This is a genomic window from Arthrobacter sp. GW460-12-1-14-TSB2 (genome assembly GCF_059423525.1).
Window position 1 is genome coordinate 27,484 of record NZ_JBWKYC010000014.1, and the last position, 23,630, is coordinate 51,113.

Below are 23,630 nucleotides of genomic sequence, written 5' to 3' on the forward strand. Positions count from 1 at the left end.
CGCGAACGGACACTTGCGGCCCTCCGCACGGGCAGCTTTGGGGCCTCAAATGTCCGTTCGCGCATAGCCGGGGAATCCGACCTGTGGATAACGGCTTGGCCCGGCCCCCGGCGTTGCAGACTGAAGCATGCTCAGAACGTCCCTGCCCAAGGAACTCCTCACGGGATCCTTTACCTCAACGACGGCCAGCGCACTAGGGGTGACCCGAAAGCGGCAGAGGCAACCCGACGTCGCCATACCTTCACGTGGCATCCGCGTCCCGTTTGAGGGAGTTCGCGGTCCGGCTGCAAGCGTCCGGGCATACACGGAGCTGGACAGCACTTCAGTCCTGACCCATCATTCCGGTGGCCGCATCTGGGAGTGCGCGTTGCCCGCCTGGATGCAGGAGGACTGGCGGATCCATGTGGCCAGGGAACGGAACGGCAGCAAACCGCGGCGGCACAACGTCGTCGGGCACCGCCTGACCTTCAAGGTTGGGGAAGTTGTGATGCACGACGGCGTCCGGGTCACCTCACCCGCGAGGACGTGGCTCGACCTCGCCTCGCTGATGAGCGTCGATGACCTCATCGCGGCCGGCGATTCGCTGGTCTGTGCCCATGGCACTGACTTCCCCAGGCCGAAGGAGGGCCTCTGCACCCTGGCCGAACTGCGCCGAATGGTCGGGGCCCATCCCGGAATGCGCGGAATGAAGACCGCAAGGCTTGCACTCTCTGAAATCCGTGTAGGCGCTGACTCTCCTCAGGAGACCCGGATGCGGCTGATCCTCTCCCGCTCCGGCCATGGCGAACCTGCACTCAACTACGTCATCAGGAACAGTTGGGGACAGCCGGCCGTGTGGCCGGATGCGGCCTATACGGAGCAACGGATCGCATTGCAGTACGACGGCGGCCACCACGCCGATCCGCTCCAAGTCGGCAGCGATCTTCGCCGCCATTCCCTGACAGAGCGGGCGGGCTGGCATGAAGTCAGGGTCTACAAGGAGGATCTCGAGGGAGACAAGCCGTTCGTGCTCGAGAAGGTGAGAGCGGCCATGACGCGCGGTATTGATCGGCAAACAAAAGCGCGAACGTACACTTGAGGCCCCGGGGTTGGGGGCCTCAAGTGTACGTTCGCGCTGAATGAAGCGGGTGAAGCAGGGGCTAGCTCTTGCGGGCGTAACCTTCCCACTTGCTGGCCTGGTGCTCGCCGTCCACGAAGCGGATGGTGCCGGACTTGGACCGCATGACGATCGACTGGGTCAGGACCTTGTCCTTGGAGTAGCGCACGCCGCGGAGGAGGTCGCCGTCGGTGATGCCCGTGGCTGCGAAGTAGCAGTTGTCGCTGGATACGAGGTCATTGGTGGACAGAACACGATCGAGGTCGTGCCCGGCGTCGATGGCCTTCTGCTTCTCGTCATCGCTCGTGGGCCAGAGGCGGCCCTGGATGACGCCGCCGAGGGATTTGATGGCGCACGCGGCGACGATGCCTTCCGGCGTCCCGCCGATGCCCATGAGCGCGTCCACGCCGGTACCGGAGCGGGCTGCGGCGATGGCGCCGGCAACGTCGCCGTCCATGATGAACTTGGTCCGTGCACCGGCTTCGCGGATTTCCTCCACGAGCGGGCGGTGGCGGTCCCGGTCCAGGATCATGACGTTCAGCTGGTTGACCTTCACGCCCTTCGCCTTGGCGATTAAGTGCAGGTTCTGCTTGACCGGGAGGCGCAGGTCAACCATGTCGGCAGCTTCCGGGCCCGTGACGAGCTTCTCCATGTAGAACACGGCGGAAGGGTCGAACATGGAGCCGCGCTCTGCGACGGCGAGGACGGCGAGGGCGTTGTTGATGCCCAGGGCGGTCAGGCGGGTTCCGTCAATGGGGTCGACGGCGACATCACACTCGGGGCCAGTGCCGTCACCGACGTGCTCGCCATTGAAAAGCATGGGAGCTTCGTCCTTCTCGCCTTCACCGATAACCACAACGCCGTTGAAGTGGACGGTCTGCAGGAAGGAGCGCATGGCGTCGACTGCTGCGCCGTCAGCCTTGTTCTTGTCGCCGAAGCCAACCCAGTGGCCGCCGGCAATTGCCGCAGCTTCGGTGACGCGCACAAGTTCAAGGGCAAGGTTGCGGTCCGGTTCGTCAATGCCTACGGCAAGCGACGGCGAAATCGTGGAATACTGCTGGGTCATAGGCGCTGGTGACACGTGAACCTCTTCTTCGAGTGGCGATCATTGAACCCGTGCGGCCGGTACAGTCCGTCACGGTGATTCCTCTGTTACTGATCATAGTCGCGGCAGCATCCGAAGGTCATGGGATGACCGGCCCGTGATACCCGGCGTTTCCTCACCTCCGAATTGCAGGAATGTGAGAACGGCATTCACATGGGCGACTATAGAAGCGTGAGCGAAACGCAGGACAAGTCCACCCCCGACACCCAAACGGCCAGCACGGGCTCCCCCGCGGCCACCAACGGCACCCCCGATGCACCCGTCGTGAAGCCTGTTATCCGCGCGGCGGCGGCGAAAAGGGCCAATGCCTCAGTCATCGGCATGATCATCGCCCTGTTGGTGAGCGTCGCCGCGTTCCTCCCCATCGTGCTCATGAACCCGTCGCCCAAGACCGACGGTTACCGCCCGAATGTCAATGTCAGCGCCGTGGCACAGAACGCCGCCGGTGTGGCGGGATTCACACCCGTGGCACCCGAGACCGGCGACACATTCAGTCCGAATTACGCCCGCTGGGAGTCCGGCGCCGGCAGCGGCGTGCCGACGTGGGAGGTCGGATACCTCACTCCGAAGGAATCCTTTATCGGCCTCGTCCAGACTGCCCAGGCGAACCCGACCTGGTTGCTCCAGCAGACTAACAATGCCCCGGTCACGGGCAGTCGCAACGCCGGCGGCCTGGACTGGGAACTCCGCGACACCGGCAAAGGCGAGCGAAGCATGGTCCTCGTCCACAAGGGAACCACCGTCATCCTGACCGGCACAGCGCAACTCGACGAGTTCGCCGTCCTGGCGGACGCCGTCGTGAAGTCCATGGAAAGTAACGCTGCCGCCACGGTTTCACCCTCGGCCACACCTTCACCGTAAAGTGGCCCCGTGGCTACTTACTTGACTCCCGCGCTGGCTTGGCGACGACTGCGCGAAGGAAATGAACGCTTTGTCGCCGGAGAATCCTCCCACCCCAACCAGGACGCATCACGCCGTTCCTCGCTGGTGGAGAACCAGCATCCGTTCGCGGTGATCTTCGGCTGCTCGGATTCCCGCCTCGCCGCTGAAATCATCTTCGACCTCGGCCTGGGCGACGCGTTCGTTGTCCGCACGGCCGGGCAGGTCATCGACGACGCCGTGCTGGGCTCACTGGAGTACAGCATCGGTGTGCTGGGTGTGCCGCTGATCGTGGTCCTTGGCCATGACAGCTGCGGCGCAGTCAGTGCCACCAAGGACGCCGTCGAGACAGGCAAGATGCCCGTGGGATTCATCCGCGACCTCGTGGAGCGGATCACGCCGTCTGTGCTGACCTCGTTACGCAACAACGAAACCGAAGTCAACGACATGGTGGTGGAGCACGTCAAGCAGACCTCACAGCGGCTCGTGGACAGCTCCCGTGTGATTTCCAGCGCAATTGAAACCGGACGCGCAGCGGTGATCGGCCTCTCCTACAGCCTCAAAGAGGGCCGGGCGGACCTCGTTTCGGGCATCGGCGAACTCTAAGTCCCCGTTGTGCGGGCGTCCGCCCGCCGCCCGACTCAAGCGCTTCACGGTTTCAGCCAAGGCCGCCAATCGCCCTAAGCTAGCCCCATGACTTCCACTGAAGAATTCCGCATTGAACATGACACGATGGGCGAAGTCCGCGTCCCCGTGAACGCCCTGTACCGTGCCCAGACGCAGCGTGCAGTTGAAAACTTCCCCATTTCCGGCAAAACCCTGGAACGCGCGCACATCGAGGCCCTCGCACGGGTCAAGAAGGCTGCAGCCCAGGCCAACGCAGAACTTGGAGTGCTCGACGGCGAGCTGGCCAAGGCGATCGCGGACGCCGCCGATGAGGTTGCTGCCGGGAAGTACGACGGCGACTTCCCCATCGACGTCTTCCAGACCGGCTCCGGCACGTCCTCCAACATGAACACCAACGAGGTCATCGCCGAGCTTGCCACCCGCGCACTCAAGGCCGCCGGAAGCGACAAAGTTGTCCACCCGAACGACCACGTCAACGCTTCGCAGTCCTCCAACGACGTTTTCCCCACCTCCGTCCACGTCGCCGCGACCTCCGCGCTGATCAACGACCTCATCCCGGCCCTCGGCTACCTGGCCGACTCGCTGGACCGCAAGTCCGTCGAGTTCAAGGACGTCGTGAAGTCCGGCCGCACGCACCTCATGGATGCCACGCCGGTGACGCTGGGCCAGGAGTTCGGCGGCTACGCAGCACAGGTCCGCTACGGCATCGAGCGCATCAACGCCTCGCTCCCCCGCGTGGCCGAAGTTCCCCTCGGCGGAACCGCCGTAGGCACCGGAATCAACACGCCGGCCGGCTTCCCGGAGCGCGTCATCGAACTGCTGGCCACCGACACGGGCCTGCCCCTGACCGAGGCCCGCGACCACTTCGAAGCCCAAGCCAACCGCGACGGCCTCATCGAAGCCTCCAGCCAGCTGCGCAACATCGCGATCTCCTTCATGAAGATCAACAACGACCTCCGCTGGATGGGCTCGGGCCCCAACACCGGGCTCGGCGAAATCGCCATCCCGGACCTGCAGCCGGGCTCCTCGATCATGCCGGGCAAGGTCAACCCCGTCATCTGCGAGGCGTCCATCATGGTCTGCGCCCAGGTCATCGGCAACGACACTGCCATCGCCTGGTCCGGCACCAACGGCGCCTTCGAGCTGAACGTGGGCATCCCCGTCATGGCCGCCAACCTGCTCGAATCCGTCCGACTGCTGGCCAACACCAGCCGCGTCATGGCCGACAAGATGATCGACGGCATTACCGCCAACGTGGAGCGCGCCCGTTTCCTCGCCGAGGCCTCGCCGTCCATCGTCACCCCGCTGAACAAGTTCATCGGCTATGAGAACGCCGCCAAAATCGCCAAGAAGGCTGTCGCCGAGGGCCTCACCATCCGCGAGACCGTCGTCGCCATGGGCTTCCTGGAGCGCGGCGAGCTGACCGAAGAGCAGCTGGACACCGCCCTGGACGTTATGTCCATGACCCGCCCGCCGCACAAGGCATAGTTTCCAAGACGTACGACGGCGGGCTCCGCGAACGCAAGCGGGCCGCAACGCGTGCGGCGATCACCGCCGTCGCGCGCAAGCTGACCGCCGAACGCGGGCTCAACGGCTACACCGTTGAAGAAGTCTGCGAGCAGACGGATATCTCACGCCGCACGTTCTTCAACTACTTCCCCACGAAGGAAGACGCCATCCTTGGTCACGTGGACGACGAAATTCCCGGCGACGTCATCGCCGGCTTCATCCGCGGCGGCGAGTCCTCCGTGCCCGGCGAAATCTCCGCCACGCTGTTCCAGGACCTCATCGAACTCTCGTTGAAGCTATCCGAAAACATGGCCGCCTCCGAAGAGGAAACCCGGCAGCTGATCGGGGTCATCAAAAAGGAACCCCAGCTCATGCTGAGGATCATCGGCGCCACTGAGGAACGCGAGGCGGAGTTCGCCCGCGTCCTGGCCATCCGCGAAGGTGTGGAGCCTGACCACCCGGTGGTCCAGATGGCCGTTGTCCTGCTGGGCAATATCGCCCGCAAGAGCAGCATGGCCTATTTCTCCGATGGCAACACCCGCCCTTACCAGGAACTGTTGCTGGAGAACGTCGCAGCCGCCCGCCAGCTCTTTTCCCTCCACTTTGAAGAACCCGTACCTGCAGAAGGACGCCCATGAGCACCGCCGTCAGTCCCAAGGCAGCCGAGCCGCTGCTGCTCACCCAGAAACGCATCTGGATCATTTTTTCCGCCCTCATCGCCGGCATGCTGCTTTCCAGCCTTGACCAGACCATCGTCTCCACCGCCATGCCCACCATCGTGGGGAAGCTCGGCGGAGTGGAACACCAGGCCTGGATCACCACCGCCTACCTGCTGGCCACCACCATCGTCATGCCCATTTACGGCAAGTTCGGTGACGTGCTGGGCCGCCGCAACCTGTTCCTCGTGGCCATTGCCCTGTTCACCCTCGCTTCCGTCGGCTGCGCCTTCGCCACCGACTTCTGGGGCTTCGTGGTCTTCCGTGCCATCCAGGGCCTGGGCGGCGGCGGACTCATGATCCTCTCGCAGGCCATCATCGCGGACATCGTCCCTGCCAAGGACCGCGGCAAGTACATGGGCCCGCTGGGCGCCATCTTCGGCCTCTCCGCCGTCGCCGGCCCGCTGCTGGGCGGCTACTTTGTGGACCACCTCACCTGGGAATGGGCCTTCTACATCAACATCCCCATCGGCATTGCGGCCTTCGCCATTGCGTGGTTCACCCTGACGCTGCCGAACAAGAAGGCCGAAAAGCGGATCGACATCCCAGGCGTGCTGTTGCTCTCTGCCGCAACCACCTGCCTGATCTTCTTCACGGACTTCGGCGGCAAGAAAGACGAGGGCTGGGATTCGCCGCTGACCTGGGCATTCGGCGCCGGGCTGGTGGTGGCCGCTGCCGCCTTTGTGATGGTGGAACGCCGCGCCGAGGATCCCATCATCCCGCTGGGCCTGTTCAAGAACCGCATCTTTGTGAACTCGACTGCCATCGGCTTCACCCTGGGCCTGGGCATGTTCGCCGCCATCGCGTTTGTCCCGACGTTCCTGCAGATGTCCTCCGGGACCTCCGCCGCGGAATCCGGCCTGCTGATGCTGCCCATGATGGCGGGCCTGATGGGCATGGCCATCTACTCGGGCATCCGGATCTCCAAGACCGGCAAGTACAAGATGTTCCCGATCATGGGCGCCGCCCTCACCATGGCAGCCATGCTGTGGCTGACCACGCTCACGGCGGACACGCCCATTTGGGTCATCTGCGTCCAGCTCTTCGTTTTCGGCGCCGGCCTGGGCTCCATCATGCAGGTGATTGTCCTGGTGGTGCAGAACTCCGTGCCCGCGGAGCAGATCGGCACGGCCACCAGCACGAACAACTACTTCCGCGAAGTGGGTGCATCGCTGGGCGTGGCCGTGTTCGGATCCATCTTCACCTCCCGGCTTGCCGAGGCCCTGACCAAGGCGTTCACCGGGGCCGGCGCCTCCGCCGACCAGGCGGCGCAGTCCACCCAGACCCTCGATCCGCAGGCCCTGAGCCAGCTCCCGGAACAGCTCCGGGACGCCATCGTGAACGCCTACGCAGATTCGCTGGCGCCGGTGTTCTGGTACCTGCTGCCGTTCCTCGGGATTGCGCTGATCCTCGCGCTGACCCTGAAGCAGATCCCGCTCTCCGACACCGCCGGAATGGTGGCCCGGGGCGAGGCTGTGGGTGGCGAGGAGGCAGAACGCCTCGAGGCTGAACGCCAGTCCGCCTCAGTCTAGGAAGCCGCGCTGGAGGGACTCCCTCATCAGGGAGTCCCTCCGGGTTCGTAGTGGACGGCGTCCTCGGGCAGCAGCGCCCGCCGGATGCACTCGAGGTCGCCGGGCCTGATGTCCGGAAGTCCCTCCAGCGGAAACCAGCCGACGGCGAGGGACTCGTCGTCGTTCACGCGTGCTTCACCGGACACATGGCGGCAGCGGAACACAATATCCAGGAAGTCGCACACGTCGCCGTTGGGGAAGGTGACCGGACCGACGACGCCGACCGACACCATGCGCTCCGTTTCGGCCACGACGGCTGTCTCCTCGAAGATCTCCCGCACGAGTCCGGGAGCAGGGTGTTCCCCCGGCTCTAGCATGCCCGAGATCAGCGCCCACCGTCCGTTGTCAGAGCGCTGGCCCAGCAGGACGTGGCCGTCGTCGTTGAAGACCACCCCGCGAACCGCGGGAATCCATAACGGATCATGGCCGATTTTTTCGCGAAGCTTGAGGACGAATTCAGGTGCTGGCATCCCTTCAGCCTAGCGGCAGCAACGCTTGCGCAGCCCTCAGGCCGCAGGCAGGAGCAGCATGGCTGCGGCCGTGCCTGCCAGCATAAACGGGCCGAAGGGGATGTCCGATTTGAGGGTGCCGCGGCGGGCAGCCAGCAGGCCCAGGCTCCAGAGACCGCCCAGGAGGAAGGCGGCGAAGGTTCCGGCGAACACGTGTCCCCAGCCGAGGTAGCCGAGGTACAGGCCCAGCACACCCGCAAGTTTCACGTCGCCGAATCCCATCCCGGGCGGATAAACCATGCGCAGGATGAAGTAGAACAGCCACAGCACGGCTCCCCCGGCAAGGATGCGTCCGCCCGGGAGCCCGAAAAGCCGGGCGGCGCCGTCGGGCACTGCCGAGGCGTCTGCACCGGCGGCGAGGACGGCGACAACCGCCGCCAGCAGGAGCACGCCGCCCACGGCGTAGGACGGGAACACAATCCTGTTCGGCAGCAGGTGGTGCCTGACGTCGATGACCGTAAGCCGCACCGCCATCACTCCGTAGTAGGCACAGGCGGCCAGCACCAGCCAGAACCCCAGCGGGGTGGATTGCCAAAGTTCGCCCAGTCGTTGGATCACTCTCGGATGCTACTGGATTTTCCCGACCCGCCGTGGAGCCCGCGCGTAAACTGTGGATATGTCGACATGGGACGCGAGGCGCCAGGGGGAAGCCGGTCAACAGACCAGACCGCCGGACATGGCCGCAAAGTTCCGGAACCTGTGCCGTTCCTCTCCCTGGAAGTGGCAGAGCCTCCGTTTTGAGTATGTGGACCGCCCCGTTCCGGACCCCTCAAACCCCGGCACCGCAGATCCGGGCGCCGAAAACCCGGACCCGGACAACACCGTTCGTGCGTGGCTGCGCCGGCCCGGCGCCCTCCGCCTGGAGTCCTCGGCCGGCGTGGTACTGCACAGCACCACCGGCATCAACGACTCCAAAGACGGCTTCTACGTCAGCTCCACCAGGAAGTCGTGGCTCCTGCCGCCGCAGCTGGTCACCCCCGTGTATGACGACGGCGGGCTGGTCCGGCGCCGCCCGGAGGCCGCCTACGGCGAACCGTGCTTCGGAAACGGCCGCTTTGCCGCAGCGCTGGATCCGGTGGAGCTGGCAGGCAACGCCCCCGTTCCCATCGAATTCCCGAACACCAACGCCGTGGAGCTCGGCCCCATCACCGAGGTGGACCATCAGGGCCGCCCCGCTCTGGAAGCCGTCGTGACTCCCAATGCCGCCTACCGGCCCTCGGACCCCTTGGCGCCGCTGTGCGGACCGGGACGGAACCTGATCCGCATCGATGTCGGCACCGGTGTCTGCGTGCTAAGCCGCTCGCTGGAGAACGAATGGGCAGGTCTTGGCCATTGGCTCAGGATCCTCGGCGTGGATGAGTACATGCTTGATGACCTGTTCCTCGCAGAATCCATGAACCTCACCGACGTGCGCCGCCACATCAGCTGGGACATCTCGCGGGGCGTGTGACTGGCTGCGCACGGGCCCCACGGCTAAGCTTCCCTGATGACTGAGCCCGCCACCTTCTGGCCCCCGTTCGCCCTCACCCTGACCACGCCCCGCCTTGCCCTCCGGCCCATTCGTGATGAGGACATCCCGGCCGCGGTGCAGGCGGCGCTGAGCGGCATCCACGATCCCGGCCACAGTCCGTTCAGCAGGCCCTGGGCAGAATCCCCTGCCCAGGAGCTGGGCCCCAACATGGCGCAGTGGTACTGGCGATGCCGGGCCGGCGTCTCCCCTGAAGCCTGGACGCTCCTGCTCGGCATCTGGCACGACGGCGGGTTCATCGGCTGCCAGGACATCGAGGCCAAGGATTTCGCGACGCTCAAGACGGTCACCACCGGTTCCTGGCTCACGAAAGCGGCGCAGGGCAAGGGCTTCGGCAAGGAGATGCGGGCCGCCGTCGTGAGCTATGCCTTCGATCACCTGAAAGCGGATGTCGCGGAGTCCGAGGCAGCCGCCTGGAACGAAAAATCCCTGGGCGTCTCCCGCTCCCTCGGCTACGAACTGAACGGCGTCACCAGGGCCTCCTGGGGAGGCAAGCTGGAGGAGGTCCAGAAGGTCCGAGTCACCCCGGCAACCTTCAAACGCCCCGACTGGACGCTGAAGGTGCAAGGCCACGAAGCCACGGCCAAGTTCTTGGGACTCTAACGGCTGAGTGCCTGAGCGACACGCCCACCTGCCCGGTCGCGGTCCTTCGCGTAGGAGCGCATCGCGGCGCATCGGACCCCGGAGGTCGCCCAGCGACCGAAGCGGGTCCCTATGCGCTGTGTCTAAGCGACGGCGAAGGGCCGTGGCCGGGCAACCCGGCAACGGCCCTTCACTCAGCATTGCGCCTAGATTTCCGCCCCTTCCAGCAGTTCGGTGACGAGTGCCGCGATCGGCGAGCGCTCCGAGCGGGTGAGGGTGATGTGCCCGAAGAGCGGGTGTCCCTTGAGGGTTTCGACGACGGCGGCAACGCCGTCGTGCCGGCCCACCCGGAGGTTGTCGCGCTGGGCGACATCGTGGGTCAGGACGATCTTCGAGTTCTGGCCGATCCGGCTCATTACCGTCAGGAGGACGTTCTTTTCCAGGGACTGCGCCTCATCGACGATCACGAACGCATCGTGGAGCGAGCGGCCGCGGATATGGGTCAGCGGCATGACTTCGAGCATGCCGCGGTCCATGACTTCCTCGACGACCTCCTGGCTGACCAGGGCTCCGAGGGTGTCAAAGACGGCCTGCGCCCAGGGGTTCATTTTCTCCGCTTCGGATCCCGGCAGGTAGCCGAGCTCCTGCCCGCCCACCGCGTAGAGCGGCCGGAAGACGATCACCTTGCGGTGTTCGCGGCGTTCCAGCACGGCTTCGAGGCCCGCGCAGAGTGCCAGCGCCGACTTGCCTGTGCCGGCCCGGCCGCCGATCGACACGATGCCCACGGAAGGATCCATCAGCATGTCAATCGCCAGCCGCTGCTCCGCGGAACGTCCGTGGAGTCCGAAGACGTCCCGGTCCCCCTTGACCAGGCGGACCTGCTTGTCCGCCCCCACCCGTCCCAGGGCGGAGCCCCGGTTTGAGAGCAGCACCAGTCCGGTGTTGACGGGCAACTCTGCTGCGGCCGGGATAAAGACGGGCTCGTGGCCGTACAGGGTGGAGACGTCCTCCTCGCTTGCCTCCACTTCGGCCATGCCGGTCCAGCCGGAGTCCTTCACGAGTTCGTTGCGGTACTCGTCGGCGAGGAGCCCCATGGCGGATGCCTTGACGCGCATCGGCAGGTCCTTGGACACCACCGTGACGTTACGGCCCTCGTTGGCGAGGTTCTTCGCGACGGCGAGGATGCGGCTGTCGTTGTCCCCTCCACGGAACCCGGCGGGGAGCACCTCGGTGGAGATATGGTTCATTTCCACCATCAGCGTGCCGCCGTCGTCGCCCAGCGGGATGGGCCGGTCAAGTCCGCCGTGCTGGACCCGGAGGTCGTCCAGGAGGCGGAGGGCCTTGCGGGCGAAGTAGCCCAGTTCGGGGTCGTGCCTCTTGCCCTCAAGCTCCGTGATGACCACGATCGGCACAATGACTTCGTGCTCCGCGAACCGCAGCAGGGCGCGGGGGTCCGAGAGCAACACCGAGGTGTCGATGACAAAGCTCCACAAGGTGTCATCCGCCGCAGCACTGCCGCCGGATACAGCAAGACCGGCCGCAGCGTCATAGTTCGCTGCACCGGTCTGTGAGGTGGCTCGCGCGGTGCGAGAGGTAGCTTTCTCTCCCTGGTCGGAAATGACGTCGGGCAGGTGTTCAGAAATAGCCACATCGACTCCAGCCCCGGGGCGCACGCCCGGATTATTTATAGGTGAGGCGGAGCGGCCACGAGGCCGGTTCCGGCCTCCCATACATCCGGTGCGAAAGTTCGCTCCATGTACTGGCCTCCCCGATTAGCGGGCAGTGTGCCTGCTAATGGATTCAACGTAATTCCCCGCCGCTTTGTTTCCCAAACTATTTCGCGGCGATTCTTGTTGCGATCACGTGAATTCCGCGTGAACCGGCCCTGAGCGGGCGCCGTTCCAGGTGTCCGGGCTTCCAGCCGGGCTGCAGGCGCGGGGCTTCAGGAGCCGAAGCGCCGCTGCCGGCCGGCGTAATCGCGCAATGCCCGCAGGAAGTCCACCTTGCGGAAGGCGGGCCAGAGCGCCTCGCAGAAGTAGAACTCGCTGTAGGCGCTCTGCCACATCAGGAAACCGGACAGCCGCTGCTCACCCGATGTGCGGATCACCAGGTCCGGGTCCGGCTGTCCGCGGGTGTACAGGAACCGCGAGATGTCGTCGACCGTGAGGTCGTCCGCCAGCTTGCCGATGTCCTTGCCCCCGGCCACGGCGTCATGCAGGAGCTCACGGACGGCGTCCACGATTTCGCGGCGTCCGCCGTAGCCCACTGCCACGTTGACATGGAGTTTTTCATGGGCCGGCGTCCGCGCCGTCAGGTTGTTGAGCCGTTCGGCCAGGTAATCGGGAAGCAACTCCGGCGCACCCATGGCGTGGACGGAGATGTCCTCGTCCTCGTCCAGCCGGTCCAGGGTGTTCGCAATGATGCCCATCAGCAGGTCCAGTTCTTCACCGGAGCGGCTCATGTTGTCGGTGGAGAGCATGTACAGCGTGACCACTTTGACGCCGAGTTCCTGGCACCAGCCGAGGAACTCATGGATTTTGTCCGCGCCCGCCTGGTGCCCCTGGCTGGTGGGCGCGTTGAACTGTTTGGCCCAGCGGCGGTTGCCGTCCACCATCACGCCGATGTGTTTGGGGATGCGGTCCTTGTCCAGCGAGCGCAGGAGCCTGCGTTCGTAGAAGCCATAGAGGATCCCGGGCAACTCCATCCGGAGACTCACCTGACTTCCTTGATGTACGACGGCAGTGCATTCCTAGGCTACCCGCCCGCAACGGCGGCGGGGTGCACGAGGACTTCCGACTCCGGCCCATCCACTGGTTACTCATCAGTAACTTACTGGAACGTAGTTTATTCTTGAGCAATGGAAAGCAAAACTCCCCAACCGGATGCGGGAGCAGGCCGCGGCCGGAAATCGGGCCCGATGGACGAGGCCGCAGTCCGCATCGCGGAGCTCCTGACGATCAAGCCCAAGTGGCGCGGCTGGATCCATACCGTCACCGCCCCGCTGGCCTTTGCCGCGGGGCTGGTCCTGATCCTGCTGGCCCCCACCACCGACCTCAAGATCGCTTCGGCCGTCTACGCCGTGACAGGAGTACTGCTCTTCGGCATCAGTGCCGTGTACCACCGCGGGAACTGGACACCGGGAGTCAAGATCGTCCTGAAGCGCCTCGACCACACCAACATCATGCTGGTGATCGCCGGCAGCTACACGCCGCTGGCGTGGGCGCTGCTGGAACGGCCCAAGGCAGTGGTGCTGCTATGGGTCATCTGGTCCGGCGCGATCCTGGGTGTTCTCTTCCGGCTGCTCTGGACCGATGCACCGCGCTGGCTCTACGTGCCCATCTACATAGCCCTGGGCTGCGGCTCCCTGTTCTACCTGCCGGACTTTTTCGCGGCCAGTGTCGCCTCGGCAGTCCTCATCTGCGTCGGCGGCGCCCTCTACATCGCCGGCGCCGTCTTTTACGCCCTCAAGAAGCCGAACTTCAGCTACCAGCACTTTGGCTTCCACGAGCTCTTCCACGCTTTCACCGTGTTCGCTTTTGCCGCGCACTTCATCGCCATCGCCATCGCGGTGCTCGGCAGGCCTGCCTAGGGCCTGCCGACAGCGATGAGGTCCGGCAGCTCCCTCATGTGCCGGAAAACCGTGGTGCCCGGACCCGCCAGCCTGGCCGCCGGCGTCACTCCCCCACCAAAGGCGAAGACATGCATGCCGGCCGCCCGGGCCGCCTGGACTCCGTAGAGGCTGTCCTCCACCACGGCGCATCCGGCCGGTTCCACACCGAGCGTCCGCGCAGCATGAAGGAACAGATCCGGGGCCGGCTTTCCGCGGTCAACCTCCGAGGCGCTGAAGATGCGTCCTTCAAACGTTGGCAGCAGCCCTGTCTGCCCGAGCGGGTCCGCGTCCAGCCTGACGCCCAGGCGCCGCTCCGTCTCCGCCACGAAGTGCGCCTCGGACTTGCCAACGAAGCGCTCCACCATCTCGTCGAGGTCAAGCTCCCAGCCGAGATCTGCGAGGACCCGCTGGGCAACCCGGATGGCGATGGACTCGGAGTCCACCAGGACACCGTCACAGTCGAAAATGACAAGGTCAAAGGCCCGCCGGACCCCGGCAGCCACGGACTGCGGGTGCGGCAAAGAAGTCATCCGGCCATCGTAGCCAGTCGCTCCAGAAGTTCGGCCACGGAACCCACCGGACGCTCGCACACCATCCCGCGGCAGAGGAACACTTGCGCTGAGCCGTCAGGCGCCGCCGTCCTGCCGTCCAGCAGCGGCACGGCAGGCGCGGCACCAGCGCCCGCGGCACCAGCGCCCGCGGCACCAACGGCAGCCGGGATCCCGGCGTCGGACGCCACGGCCACAACCAGCCCCGGGCTGGCGGACAGCAGCAGTGCGTGGTGTAGTTCCGCACGCGCCGGACCGTCAGGCCCGACGACGGCGGCCTCCACCGGGCCGGCCAGCGCAGCCTGTGCCGTGGCCAGCAGCCAGCCTGCCGCCCGGGGCGCCCGGGTTGCCAGCGGGGGCAGCAGCGAAAGGATATTGCCGGCCATGATCCGGTGGTCGCTGGAACCGGACAGCGCTGCATAGCTCAGCAGCGCGCCTGCGAACGCTGCCGCACCGCTCGGCGTGGCGTTGTCAAAGGGCTCCAGGCCTTCCCGCTGCCCCTGCGCGTTGAACACCTGGGACGATTCACGGGCGGTGTCCACCAGCGTTCCGTCCGCGGCGAACCGCAGGCAGGCAGCCAACAGGATGTCCTCGGCCAGCAGGTACCACCGGGTATTGCCCGTGACGCCGTGGAGGGTCAGGAACCCGTCTACGCAGAAGGCATAGTCTTCGAGCAGGCCGCCGATCCCGCGGGCCACGCCGGCATGCGACACCCGCATCAGGGTGCCGTCGGTCCAGTGGATCCGTTCAAGGTAGGCGGCTGTCCGCGCTGCAGCAGCCGTCAGGTCGGGCCGGCCGAGGACGGCCCCCGCTTCAGCAAGCGCAGCGACGGCCAGGCCGTTCCAGCCGGCCACCACTTTGTCGTCCCTGGCGGGCTGGGGGCGGCCCGAACGCGCCGCCAGCAGCCGCGGCCGCGCACGGTCCCACAGGAGGTGCTCGGCGCCGTCGAGCCTGCGGCCCGGATGCAGCGGCGAAGCTGCCTTCGTCACGGTGCCCCCGGAAGCAACATTCAGCAGCCGCGCCACAGCGGGACCGTCCTCAGGCCCCAGGATGTCCAGCAGTTCCGCGGGGGTCCAGAGGTAGCTGGCGCCTTCGAGGTGTTGGCCGTCCACCACAGTGTCCGCATCCAGCGACGAGGCAAACGCCTCAGCCCGACCTGAACCCCCTCCTGTACCGTCTCCAGGACCGGCGAGGCCCAGCGACGCGATCATCCAGTCCGCGGTGCGCGTTGCGGCGTCCGCGGCCTCCTCCGCGGTGTACACCGCGTTGCCTCCGAGCCGGACCCAGTGAACGAAGGCACGCAGCAACTGGGCGTTGTCGTAGAGCATCTTTTCGAAGTGCGGCACGGACCAGTCGCGCGTCACGGAGTACCGTGCAAAACCGCCGTCCAGCTGGTCGAACAGCGCGGACCGGGACATCGCTGCCAGCGTCCGGCCTGCCATGTCCCTCGCGGCATCGGCGGTGTCGGAGGCCACCGCGGCGTGCCGGACCAGGAATTCCAGCACGGGCGACGGCGGGAATTTCGGCGCGGTGCCGAATCCGCCGTCGTGCGGGTCTTCAGAGCGGGCCAGGACGCGGACCGCTTCGGAGAGCAGCCCGGCGTCCACGGGGTCCGGCGATCCGGCCAGTTGGACGGCGGCCGCAAGCTGCGTTTCCGCCATTCCGCGGGCCAGGGTCTCTGCGTTGTGTTCTACGGCCTCGCGCCGCTCCAGCCAGGCTTCGCGGACCGCCTCGAGGACCTGGCGGAAAGAAGGCCGGCCGGGCATGGGCCGGGGCGGGAAATATGTTCCGGCATGGAAGGCGCGTCCGTCCGGAGTCAGGAAGACGGACATCGGCCAGCCGCCTTCACCGCTGATTGCCTGGGTTGCGGCCATGTAGACGGCGTCTACATCCGGGCGTTCTTCCCTGTCCACCTTGATGGCCACGAAGTTGGCGTTGAGGAAGTCCGCAGTTTCCTGGTCTTCGAAGGACTCGTGGGCCATCACGTGGCACCAGTGGCAGGCGGCGTAGCCGATGGACAGGAACACGGGAACGTCGCGCTGGGCGGCAAAGCCGAACGCTTCATCACCGAAGGGCCGCCAGTGGACAGGATTGCTGGCATGCTGCCTCAGGTAGGCGGAAGGTTCGCCGGCCAGGGCATTGGCAGCTCCGGGCCGGGCGTTGGCAGCTCCGGGCCGGGCGTTACCGTTGTCCGCAGCGTTCCCAGCACCGGGCCGGGCGTTACCGTTGTCCGCGGCCTTCATCACCGTTGCGTTCCGTCCGGAGATCGGCGCCGCCCTGCGGGCCCCCGAGTGTGCCGGCATCATCGCTCGTGCCGGCTTCGTCGCTTCGCGGCGCGTCCGCTCCGGGAACCTCGGGCATGTCCTGCTCTCCGGCAGCCAGTGCAGCCAGGCGCTCCTCTTCCACCTGGGCCCGGTAGCGGACCCGCCGGATGCGCCGCACCATGTCCACGATCAGCAGCGTGGTGGCCAGGACGAAGAACGCGGTCATGATGAAGCCCCACATGCCCGGCGTCACCTGGTCTTCGGAGAGGCCCGGGCGCAGGGACGGCGTGGGGCTGGGCGCCGGAGTTGTCGCGAGGGCGAGGAGCAAGTGATGCACGGTTAGACCTTCTGTGGAGCGTCTTGAGGGCCCTGACTTCTACAGGGCATAGAACATGGCTTGGTTCTATCTTAGTCCGGCGAAGAGATCCTTTTCCGGCAGCTCCACCGGCACCCGCGACTGGATCAGGCTGTAATCCTCCCAGGGCCACGCGCGGCGCTGCATGTCCGGGGATACGGCGAAAAAGAATCCCAGCGGATCAATCTGGGTGCGGTGGGCACGGAGCGCATCGTCCCGGGCTTCGAAATAGTCCCCGCAGTCGACCTGGGTGGTGGTGGGGTGCGTCGGGGCCGGTGGCGTGTGGCCCTCGGCATCAGCCTCGAGCCAGGCCGCCAGCCGCTCGGCATAGGGCGACTGCAGGCCCGCCTCTTCGAGCGCAAAGTGGAGCGCCCGGAACCGGTCAGGGCTGAACGCGCGGTCGTAGTACAGCTTGCTGACTGACCACGGTTCGCCGATACCTTGGTACCGTTCCGGATCGCCGGCGGCTTCGAACGCCTCAACGGCCACGCGGTGGGCCATGATGTGGTCCGGATGCGGATAGCCGCCGTTTTCGTCGTAGCTCAGGATCACCTGCGGCTTGAAGTCGCGCACCAGCCTGACCAGCGGAGCCGCGGCTACTTCCAGCGGCTGGAGGGCGAAGCAGCCCGGCGGCAGCGGCGGAAGCGGGTCACCTTCCGGCAGCCCTGAGTCCACAAAACCAAGCCAGCGCTGGCGGACTCCCAGCACACGGGCGGCATTGTCCATTTCCAGGCGGCGGGCGCCGGCCATGTCGCGTTTGGGGTGCGGCTCGTGCTCCATTGCCGGGTTCTGGATGTCGCCCCGGGATCCGTCGGTGCAGGTGGCCACCATGACCTCAACGCCTGCCGCTGCATACATGGCCATGGTGGCCGCACCCTTGCTCGATTCGTCGTCAGGGTGAGCGTGGACGGCCAGCAGGCGGAGCGGCTTGGACTGGCTTGCGGACGCTGTCATCTGAAACGGCTCACTTTCTTCGAATTTGGGCTTGCGGGTTTATGGCTGCAGGGACGCGGAATTATCCCGTTCGGATCCACACTAAACTGGAACGGTGACTTCCGAGGATCGGCCGGCCATTTCGACGCCGGCAACTACCACCCTAGCCAATCGTTACGGGGGCCAAAAGCGTGCCCTGTCGCGCAAGGCCAAGCGCAACATCGGAATCGCTGCACTTGCTGCCGGCATGGGCTTCATGGCGTGGATCTCCACTTCCCTGAACGCGGAGACCGTGTCATTCAAGGACATCGGCTACAGCACGACGGACGCCACGCAGGCGGAGATCGATTTCCAGGTCACCAAGGATCCCGGAACCAGTGCCAAATGCGCGGTTAAGGCGCTGGACGCAAAATTTGCCGTGGTCGGCTGGAAAGTGGTCGATATCGGACCGAACCCGGCCGAAGCCACCCCCGACGGCGGACGAACGACGGTCCACCGTGCCGTAGTGCGCACAGAGTCATTGTCCGTTTCCGGCGTGGTGGACAGCTGCTGGATTCCTGGCTCGGAGAAGTAGCCGCCCGCGGCCCCAGGAGCACTCCCGGCCTGACCGTGTGACCCACGCCGCAGGCGTTCTTTGGTTTGTCCACCGCATTGACTACAATGGATCAAATACCTTTACCCCGCTGAGCTGGTTACTGAGTCCCACAAGTGGCCACCGTGGCGGGGTCTTTACTTGTTTGACCGCAAACTTGTTTGACCACGAAAAAGGAGAAGTCCGTGTCTACCACCAACAGCGCAACTGCAGCTTGGCTTACCCAGGAAGCTTTTGACCGCCTGAAGGCAGAGCTGGACCACCTCTCCGGCGCCGGCCGGGCGGAAATCGTCCAGAAGATCGAAGCTGCACGCCAGGAAGGCGACCTCAAGGAAAACGGCGGATACCACGCCGCCAAAGAGGAGCAGGGCAAGATCGAGGCCCGCATCCGCCAGCTCACCGTTTTGCTCCGCGACGCCCACGTGGGCGAGTCCCCGGCGGACGACGGAATCGTCGAGCCGGGCATGATTGTCGTCGCCCGGATCGCCGGCGACGAGGAGACGTTCCTGCTAGGCTCCCGCGAGATCGCGGGCGATTCGGACCTCGACGTCTTCAGCGAAAAGTCACCGCTGGGGTCCGCCATTGTGGGCCACAAGGAGGGCGACAAGCTCAGCTACACCGCCCCGAACGGCAAGGACATCACGGTGGAGATCCTCTCCGCCAAGCCGTACGCAGGCTAGGAGCGCAGCTTCCCAACCACGGCAAAGCCCTTACGCACGACGCCGGCCCTCCCCTCCGCGGGGATGGCCGGCGTCGTGCGTTAACGCTGAGTTCTATGTGTTTTGGTTCTCCGCCACCTGGCGTCCCCGCGTCAGCCGCCGGGGCTTCAGCAGCACAGCGGCGGCAACACCGCCCAGCGCACCGCCCAGGTGGGCCTGCCAGGAGACGAATCCTGCCACGCCCGGAAGGACCCCGAAGAGGATGCCGCCGTAGCTGAGGAACAGGAGCACCGACAGGGCGATCTGCCACCAGTTGCCGTTGAAGAACCCGCGGACCAGGAGGAAGGCGAAGAGGCCAAAGACCAGGCCTGAAGCACCCACCGTGATTCCCCAGCCGCCAATCAGCCACACCACCATGCCCGAACCGAACCAGCTGAAGGCCACCGCGGTGACGAAGACCCTGAGCCCGGACATAAAGACGAGGAAGCCGAAGATGATGAGCGGCAGCGCATTGGAAACCACGTGACCGAGGTTGGCGTGGAACAGCGGAAAGGTGAGGATGTCGAGCAGTCCGTCGGCGCTGCGCGGGCGGAGGCCGAACGTCCTGTTCAGTGCATGGAACGTGGCAGCGTTGACGAACTCGATCGCAAACAGGAGAACGACGAACAGCCCCGTGACCAGCAGCCCGCCCTGCGCACGTGCGGCAGGGCTATGCCTTGTGGTCTGCGGCCGTCCCCCCTGTGCATCCAGCATCATGGCCCCTAGTGGACCACGATCGGCTGGAAGCCCTCGGCACGGAGTGCGCCCAGGACCTGCTCGCAGTGCTCGTGCCCCTTGGTTTCCAGGTTCACGGTGATGGAGACGTCTCCCATGGAGATGGAACCGCCAACCCGGGTGTGGTCCAGGCCTGTGACGTTGGCGTCGTTCTCGGCGATGATCCGGGCGATGGTGGCCAGCGAACCGGGGCGGTCGTCCAGCATCATCCGGACGGTCATGTAGCGGCCGGCGGCGGAAAGACCGCGCTGGATCACCTTGAGCATCAGCATGGGGTCGATGTTGCCGCCGGAAAGGATCACGGCGGTGGTGCCGGGGTTTTCGATCTTGCCGTCCATCAGGGCGGCCACGCCCACGGCGCCGGCGGGCTCCACCACCATCTTGGCGCGTTCCAGCAGGAAGATCAGCGCCCGGGCGAGGGAGTCCTCGCTGACCGTTACGACGTCGTCCACGAGCTCACGGATGATGCTGAACGGCAGCTGCCCCGGACGGCCCACGGCAATGCCGTCCGCCATGGTTGAGACCTTTTTCAACGGAACCAGGGCATCTGCGGCGAGCGAGGGCGGGTAGGCCGCGGCGTTTTCGGCCTGGACGCCGATGATCCGGATGTCCCGGCCCAGCTCCCTGGCCCTCGCCTTCACGGCCACGGCGACGCCGGCGAGCAGTCCTCCGCCGCCGACACCCATCAGGATGGTGTCCACATTGGGGATCTGTTCCAGGATTTCCAGCCCCACCGTGCCTTGTCCGGCCACAACGTCCACGTTGTCGAAGGGGTGGACAAACACGGCGCCGGTCTCATCGGCGTAGCGCTGGGCTTCGGCGAGTGCTTCGTCCACGTTGTGCCCGTGCAGGACCACTTCGGCGCCGTGGCTGCGGGTGGCGGCCAGCTTGGGCAGCGCCACGCCCAGCGGCATGTAGATGCGCGCCTTGATACCCAGGCTCTTCGCTGCGACCGCCACGCCCTGGGCGTGGTTTCCGGCGGACGCCGCCACCACGCCGCGCTTCTTCTCTTCGGCGGACAGCTTGGCCATGCGGACGTAGGCGCCGCGGACCTTGAAGGAGCCGGCCCGCTGGAGGTTTTCGCACTTGAAGAAGACTTCGCCGCCCACCATGCTGCCCAGTGCCCGCGAAGTTTCCACCGGGGTCCGCGTAATAATCCCCTCAAGCAGCTTCTGCGCCTCCAGGACATTGTCCAACGTGACGGGCAGGCTATTGAGGGTTTTCACGAACTAGTCTCCTTTGGGGAATTCGGCTGGGGAGTCCGGGCCGGCATGTCCGGCGGGAGTTCCCGTTGACTGTGCGGCGCCCTTGCCGCGGCCCGGATTCGCACCGGGAAGGTAGACATCCTTGAAGGTGTTGTCTTGGCTGGATCCGGAGTCCCCGGGTACACCCGGGCCATCCGCCACCAGCACTCCTTCATGTTCCCACGTTCTGGCAGCAATATATCGAATCGCCGAGTTTGCTACGGCGAGGATGGGCACCGAGAAGAGGGCGCCGGGGATGCCGGCAAGGTAGGAACCGGCCGCCACAGACAGGATCACGGCCACCGGGTGAAGGGCCACAGCCTTGCCCATCACCAGCGGCTGCAGGATGTGGCTTTCCAGCTGCTGGACCAGCAGCACGATTCCCAGCATGATCAGCGCGTTGACCCAGCCGTTGGCCACGAGGGCAAGGAGCACGGCCACTGCGCCGGTGACCAGGGCGCCAACAATGGGAATGAACGAACCCATGAAGACCAGCACACCCAGCGGAAGCGCCAGCGGAACTCCGATGATGGCGGCGCCCACGCCAATACCCACGGCGTCCACAAATGCCACGAACATCTGGATGCGCGCGTAGCTGACCATGGAGGTCCAGCCCTTTCGGCCTGCACCGAACGTGGCGGCGCGGGCTTTCCTTGGAAGAAGCCGGACCAGGAAGGCCCAGATCCGGTCACCTTCGAGGAGGAAGAAGATCAGCACAAACAACGCAAGGATGAGTCCCGCGGCAAAGTGGCCGGCGGTGCTTCCGAAGGAAAGCGCGCCGCTCAGGATGCTGCTGCTGTTGTTCTGCAGTGCATCCGTGGCCTCCTTCAGATACTGGTCGATCTGGGCCGCTGTCAGGTGCAGCGGCCCGTCCGCCAGCCAGCCCTGGATCTGCTGGATTCCGGTCAACGCTTCGCTCCACAGTTCGCTGAATCCTGTAACCAGCTGCCGCCCCACCAGCGCCAGGGAGCCGCCGATCACGCCGAGGAAGCCCAGCACGGTGATGGCGACGGCGCCGCCTCTCGGGACGCGCCGGGCCTTGAGCCAGCGTGTGACGGGACTCAGCAGGCCGGCCAGCAAGGCGGCCACCATCACGGGGATGATGAGGAAACTGATTTTGCTCAGCAGCCAGATCAGCGCGGCGCTGACCAGGAGGATCAGCCCCAGCCGCCAGGCCCAGGAGGCGGCGATCCGCACGCCATAGGGAATGTCCTGGTCCAGCTCGCGGTCAGTCAACACCCGCAACGGGGCCGCGGGTGCGGCGGCCCCGGTCCGGGCATCAGGGCTATTGGTTGGTGCGGCGTCCTCAGCTGGCGTCATAGCCTAATACTTCCCCAGCCGCGCTCCGATGGGAAACCGCTGCGGACTACAGCGACGCGCTGATGCCCCACGTCATGGTGAACGACTCCCCCGCCGGCAGCCAGCGCAGGCCGTCGCCGCTGTTGAACGCATTGGCCGGGCCTGTCATGGGTTCGATGGCAACAGCTTTTGCCCTGCCGGGGAACTGGTCCGTGACGAAGACGTGGACGTAGGCGCAGCTGCCGTCCTGCCAGAGGCTCACCCTGCGGCCGTCGGACGCCTGCAGCGTTTGGCGGGCCACGCCGCCGTCGAACTCCAGGTCCGTGTAGGCGACATCGATATCCAGTTCGGACACGGTCCGGCCGCCCCGCAGATCCGTGTCACCGCTGACCGGCTCCGAGCTGCGGGGTATGAGCCGGTCATCTGCCACGAGCCGGCGCCCGGCCCCCACCGTCAGGACCAGGTCCCCGGCAGGGACATCCCCCAGCCTGAGGTAGGGGTGGGAGCCCAGGACGAAGGGTGCGGATACCTGGGAATCGTTGAGCAGGGTCTGGCGGACAACAAGCCCAAGGTCCTCGGCCAGTGCGTATTGGACGCGGTGCCGCACCAGGAACGGGTAGCCGTGCTGCGGGAAGATCGGCGCCTCCAGGGTCACCGAAAACTCGGACTCATCCACTAGTTCGTAGGAGGCGTTCCGCAGCAGGCCGTGGCTGGCGTTGTTGCGCGAAACCTCGGTGATGTCCAGCTGCTGCTTCTTGCCGTCCAGGTACCAGACGCCGTCTTCAACCCGGTTGGCCCAGGGAGCCAGCGTGATTCCGGTGGCTCCCGGAGGGATGTCCCCGTCCCCGTACGTTTCCGTCAGCTGGACGCCGCCCCGGGAGTAGAGCCGCAGGCCAGCGGCCAGCTCGGTGACAACGGCCAGGGCATCGCCGCGGCGGAGCTCGTACTGCCTGCCGGAGGCGTAGCGACGCGGCGCGCCCTCGCTAGTGCCGGAGTCAGCCGGGCCGGAATTAGCCGGGCCGGAGGCTGCGATGTTGCCTGCTGCGGAGGTGCTGCCCTGGCCGGAAGGAGGTGCGCTCGGAGTCATGGGCACAACCGTACCTGCTCGGCCGCGCCGCCTCACCCGCCCACGGGCCATCTCAACGCATCTTGTTATCTTTTGTTCGAAACTATTTCTTTTTGATCGTTTTGTGGGAGAATTGAAGTGCCTGCTGCCGCGCCATACCCACG

At 65.8% G+C, this 23,630-nt stretch carries 24 protein-coding genes; 11 read left to right on the forward strand and 13 right to left on the reverse strand.

Features of this window, described 5'->3' with window-relative positions:
- Positions 1-367 precede the first annotated feature (367 nt).
- Positions 368-1,078 carry a putative endonuclease domain-containing protein gene (locus AC07YR_RS16110; protein WP_494734558.1) on the forward strand — a complete coding sequence of 237 codons (711 nt, stop codon included), beginning with the start codon at positions 368-370 and terminating at the stop codon, positions 1,076-1,078.
- A 61-nt stretch (positions 1,079-1,139) separates the two neighbouring features.
- Here the strand turns inward: AC07YR_RS16110 and glpX are convergent, their stop codons facing one another.
- On the reverse strand, positions 1,140-2,162 hold the full coding sequence (gene glpX, locus AC07YR_RS16115) for a class II fructose-bisphosphatase (RefSeq protein ID WP_028270439.1): 1,023 nt from the start codon (positions 2,160-2,162) through the stop codon (positions 1,140-1,142).
- Positions 2,163-2,372: 210 nt separating this feature from the next.
- On the opposite strand from glpX, the gene AC07YR_RS16120 reads away from it, so the two are divergent.
- The 5 genes from AC07YR_RS16120 (at position 2,373) to AC07YR_RS16140 (ending at position 7,464) form a co-directional block, all read left to right on the forward strand.
- Entirely contained in the window at positions 2,373-3,062 is a 690-nt protein-coding gene (locus AC07YR_RS16120; RefSeq protein WP_494734559.1) for a DUF4245 domain-containing protein, read from the forward strand.
- A 9-nt stretch (positions 3,063-3,071) separates the two neighbouring features.
- Entirely contained in the window at positions 3,072-3,686 is a 615-nt protein-coding gene (locus AC07YR_RS16125; protein WP_436057040.1) for a carbonic anhydrase, read from the forward strand.
- A gap of 87 nt (positions 3,687-3,773) precedes the next feature.
- Positions 3,774-5,195, forward strand: a complete 1,422-nt coding sequence (locus AC07YR_RS16130) for a class II fumarate hydratase (RefSeq protein ID WP_055804037.1) — start codon at positions 3,774-3,776, stop codon at positions 5,193-5,195.
- 59 nt (positions 5,196-5,254) lie between these two features.
- Positions 5,255-5,854 carry a TetR/AcrR family transcriptional regulator gene (locus AC07YR_RS16135; protein ID WP_494734607.1) on the forward strand — a complete coding sequence of 200 codons (600 nt, stop codon included), beginning with the start codon at positions 5,255-5,257 and terminating at the stop codon, positions 5,852-5,854.
- Positions 5,851-7,464, forward strand: a complete 1,614-nt coding sequence (locus AC07YR_RS16140; RefSeq protein WP_436057038.1) for an MDR family MFS transporter — start codon at positions 5,851-5,853, stop codon at positions 7,462-7,464. Before AC07YR_RS16135 ends, AC07YR_RS16140 begins: the two co-directional genes overlap by 4 nt.
- Before the next feature lie 26 nt (positions 7,465-7,490).
- Here AC07YR_RS16140 and AC07YR_RS16145 read toward each other — a convergent pair whose 3' ends face one another.
- Together AC07YR_RS16145 and AC07YR_RS16150 are read right to left on the reverse strand one after the other, a co-directional pair.
- Positions 7,491-7,973: an NUDIX hydrolase gene (locus AC07YR_RS16145; protein ID WP_436057037.1), complete on the reverse strand. Its 483-nt coding sequence runs from the start codon at positions 7,971-7,973 to the stop codon at positions 7,491-7,493.
- Between the two features lie 36 nt (positions 7,974-8,009).
- On the reverse strand, positions 8,010-8,570 hold the full coding sequence (locus AC07YR_RS16150; protein WP_436057036.1) for a prepilin peptidase: 561 nt from the start codon (positions 8,568-8,570) through the stop codon (positions 8,010-8,012).
- A 58-nt stretch (positions 8,571-8,628) separates the two neighbouring features.
- Between AC07YR_RS16150 and AC07YR_RS16155 the strand changes: the two genes are divergently transcribed.
- Positions 8,629-9,462: a hypothetical protein gene (locus AC07YR_RS16155; RefSeq protein ID WP_494734560.1), complete on the forward strand. Its 834-nt coding sequence runs from the start codon at positions 8,629-8,631 to the stop codon at positions 9,460-9,462.
- Between the two features lie 36 nt (positions 9,463-9,498).
- A complete protein-coding gene (locus AC07YR_RS16160; protein WP_494734561.1) occupies positions 9,499-10,143 on the forward strand; it encodes a GNAT family N-acetyltransferase in 645 nt (214 codons plus the stop codon).
- Between the two features lie 185 nt (positions 10,144-10,328).
- Here AC07YR_RS16160 and phoH2 read toward each other — a convergent pair whose 3' ends face one another.
- Both phoH2 and AC07YR_RS16170 read right to left on the reverse strand, forming a co-directional pair.
- Positions 10,329-11,771, reverse strand: coding sequence for an RNA 5'-3' helicase PhoH2 (phoH2, locus tag AC07YR_RS16165; RefSeq protein WP_494734562.1), 1,443 nt, complete (start codon positions 11,769-11,771; stop codon positions 10,329-10,331).
- Between the two features lie 293 nt (positions 11,772-12,064).
- Positions 12,065-12,826: an isoprenyl transferase gene (locus tag AC07YR_RS16170; RefSeq protein ID WP_436059277.1), complete on the reverse strand. Its 762-nt coding sequence runs from the start codon at positions 12,824-12,826 to the stop codon at positions 12,065-12,067.
- 213 nt (positions 12,827-13,039) lie between these two features.
- On the opposite strand from AC07YR_RS16170, the gene trhA reads away from it, so the two are divergent.
- Complete coding sequence (gene trhA, locus AC07YR_RS16175) at positions 13,040-13,711, forward strand: PAQR family membrane homeostasis protein TrhA (protein ID WP_494734563.1); 672 nt, start codon at positions 13,040-13,042, stop codon at positions 13,709-13,711.
- Here trhA and AC07YR_RS16180 read toward each other — a convergent pair.
- The 4 genes from AC07YR_RS16180 to mca all read right to left on the reverse strand — a co-directional run bounded on the left by AC07YR_RS16180 (position 13,708) and on the right by mca (position 17,853).
- Positions 13,708-14,262 carry an HAD-IA family hydrolase gene (locus AC07YR_RS16180; RefSeq protein WP_494734564.1) on the reverse strand — a complete coding sequence of 185 codons (555 nt, stop codon included), beginning with the start codon at positions 14,260-14,262 and terminating at the stop codon, positions 13,708-13,710. The genes trhA and AC07YR_RS16180 overlap by 4 nt on opposite strands.
- Positions 14,259-16,523, reverse strand: a complete 2,265-nt coding sequence (locus AC07YR_RS16185) for a thioredoxin domain-containing protein (protein WP_494734608.1) — start codon at positions 16,521-16,523, stop codon at positions 14,259-14,261. The genes AC07YR_RS16180 and AC07YR_RS16185 overlap by 4 nt, the downstream gene beginning before the upstream one ends.
- Positions 16,501-16,881 carry a hypothetical protein gene (locus tag AC07YR_RS16190; protein ID WP_436057030.1) on the reverse strand — a complete coding sequence of 127 codons (381 nt, stop codon included), beginning with the start codon at positions 16,879-16,881 and terminating at the stop codon, positions 16,501-16,503. The genes AC07YR_RS16185 and AC07YR_RS16190 overlap by 23 nt, the downstream gene beginning before the upstream one ends.
- Before the next feature lie 66 nt (positions 16,882-16,947).
- Positions 16,948-17,853, reverse strand: a complete 906-nt coding sequence (mca, locus tag AC07YR_RS16195; RefSeq protein ID WP_494734565.1) for a mycothiol conjugate amidase Mca — start codon at positions 17,851-17,853, stop codon at positions 16,948-16,950.
- Between the two features lie 94 nt (positions 17,854-17,947).
- On the opposite strand from mca, the gene AC07YR_RS16200 reads away from it, so the two are divergent.
- Entirely contained in the window at positions 17,948-18,406 is a 459-nt protein-coding gene (locus tag AC07YR_RS16200) for a DUF4307 domain-containing protein (protein WP_055804077.1), read from the forward strand.
- A 203-nt stretch (positions 18,407-18,609) separates the two neighbouring features.
- Complete coding sequence (gene greA, locus AC07YR_RS16205) at positions 18,610-19,104, forward strand: transcription elongation factor GreA (protein ID WP_011691028.1); 495 nt, start codon at positions 18,610-18,612, stop codon at positions 19,102-19,104.
- Positions 19,105-19,197: 93 nt separating this feature from the next.
- Here greA and AC07YR_RS16210 read toward each other — a convergent pair whose 3' ends face one another.
- From AC07YR_RS16210 to AC07YR_RS16225, 4 genes are read right to left on the reverse strand one after another with little or no spacing between them, the layout of a single operon-like run.
- Complete coding sequence (locus AC07YR_RS16210; RefSeq protein WP_055804080.1) at positions 19,198-19,839, reverse strand: rhomboid family intramembrane serine protease; 642 nt, start codon at positions 19,837-19,839, stop codon at positions 19,198-19,200.
- A 5-nt stretch (positions 19,840-19,844) separates the two neighbouring features.
- Entirely contained in the window at positions 19,845-21,083 is a 1,239-nt protein-coding gene (gene ilvA, locus AC07YR_RS16215) for a threonine ammonia-lyase (RefSeq protein WP_055804082.1), read from the reverse strand.
- A 3-nt stretch (positions 21,084-21,086) separates the two neighbouring features.
- Positions 21,087-22,421 (reverse strand): AI-2E family transporter, encoded by a 1,335-nt coding sequence (locus AC07YR_RS16220; protein ID WP_156372443.1) that lies wholly within the window; start codon positions 22,419-22,421, stop codon positions 21,087-21,089.
- Between the two features lie 46 nt (positions 22,422-22,467).
- Positions 22,468-23,487, reverse strand: coding sequence for an aldose 1-epimerase family protein (locus AC07YR_RS16225; protein ID WP_494734566.1), 1,020 nt, complete (start codon positions 23,485-23,487; stop codon positions 22,468-22,470).
- Positions 23,488-23,630 lie beyond the last annotated feature (143 nt).

Excerpts from the sequence above, each read along its gene's own strand:
- AC07YR_RS16220 (WP_156372443.1), bottom strand. The coding sequence starts at position 22,421 with ATGACGCCAGCTGAGGACGCCGCACCAACCAATAGCCCTGATGCCCGG.
- AC07YR_RS16145 (WP_436057037.1), bottom strand. The coding sequence starts at position 7,973 with ATGCCAGCACCTGAATTCGTCCTCAAGCTTCGCGAAAAAATCGGCCAT.
- AC07YR_RS16185 (WP_494734608.1), bottom strand. The coding sequence starts at position 16,523 with ATGAAGGCCGCGGACAACGGTAACGCCCGGCCCGGTGCTGGGAACGCT.
- glpX (WP_028270439.1), bottom strand. The coding sequence starts at position 2,162 with ATGACCCAGCAGTATTCCACGATTTCGCCGTCGCTTGCCGTAGGCATT.
- AC07YR_RS16180 (WP_494734564.1), bottom strand. The coding sequence starts at position 14,262 with ATGACTTCTTTGCCGCACCCGCAGTCCGTGGCTGCCGGGGTCCGGCGG.
- AC07YR_RS16155 (WP_494734560.1), top strand. The coding sequence starts at position 8,629 with ATGTCGACATGGGACGCGAGGCGCCAGGGGGAAGCCGGTCAACAGACC.
- trhA (WP_494734563.1), top strand. The coding sequence starts at position 13,040 with ATGGACGAGGCCGCAGTCCGCATCGCGGAGCTCCTGACGATCAAGCCC.
- AC07YR_RS16140 (WP_436057038.1), top strand. The coding sequence starts at position 5,851 with ATGAGCACCGCCGTCAGTCCCAAGGCAGCCGAGCCGCTGCTGCTCACC.
- AC07YR_RS16160 (WP_494734561.1), top strand. The coding sequence starts at position 9,499 with ATGACTGAGCCCGCCACCTTCTGGCCCCCGTTCGCCCTCACCCTGACC.
- AC07YR_RS16170 (WP_436059277.1), bottom strand. The coding sequence starts at position 12,826 with ATGGAGTTGCCCGGGATCCTCTATGGCTTCTACGAACGCAGGCTCCTG.
- AC07YR_RS16210 (WP_055804080.1), bottom strand. The coding sequence starts at position 19,839 with ATGATGCTGGATGCACAGGGGGGACGGCCGCAGACCACAAGGCATAGC.
- AC07YR_RS16130 (WP_055804037.1), top strand. The coding sequence starts at position 3,774 with ATGACTTCCACTGAAGAATTCCGCATTGAACATGACACGATGGGCGAA.
- AC07YR_RS16225 (WP_494734566.1), bottom strand. The coding sequence starts at position 23,487 with ATGACTCCGAGCGCACCTCCTTCCGGCCAGGGCAGCACCTCCGCAGCA.
- mca (WP_494734565.1), bottom strand. The coding sequence starts at position 17,853 with ATGACAGCGTCCGCAAGCCAGTCCAAGCCGCTCCGCCTGCTGGCCGTC.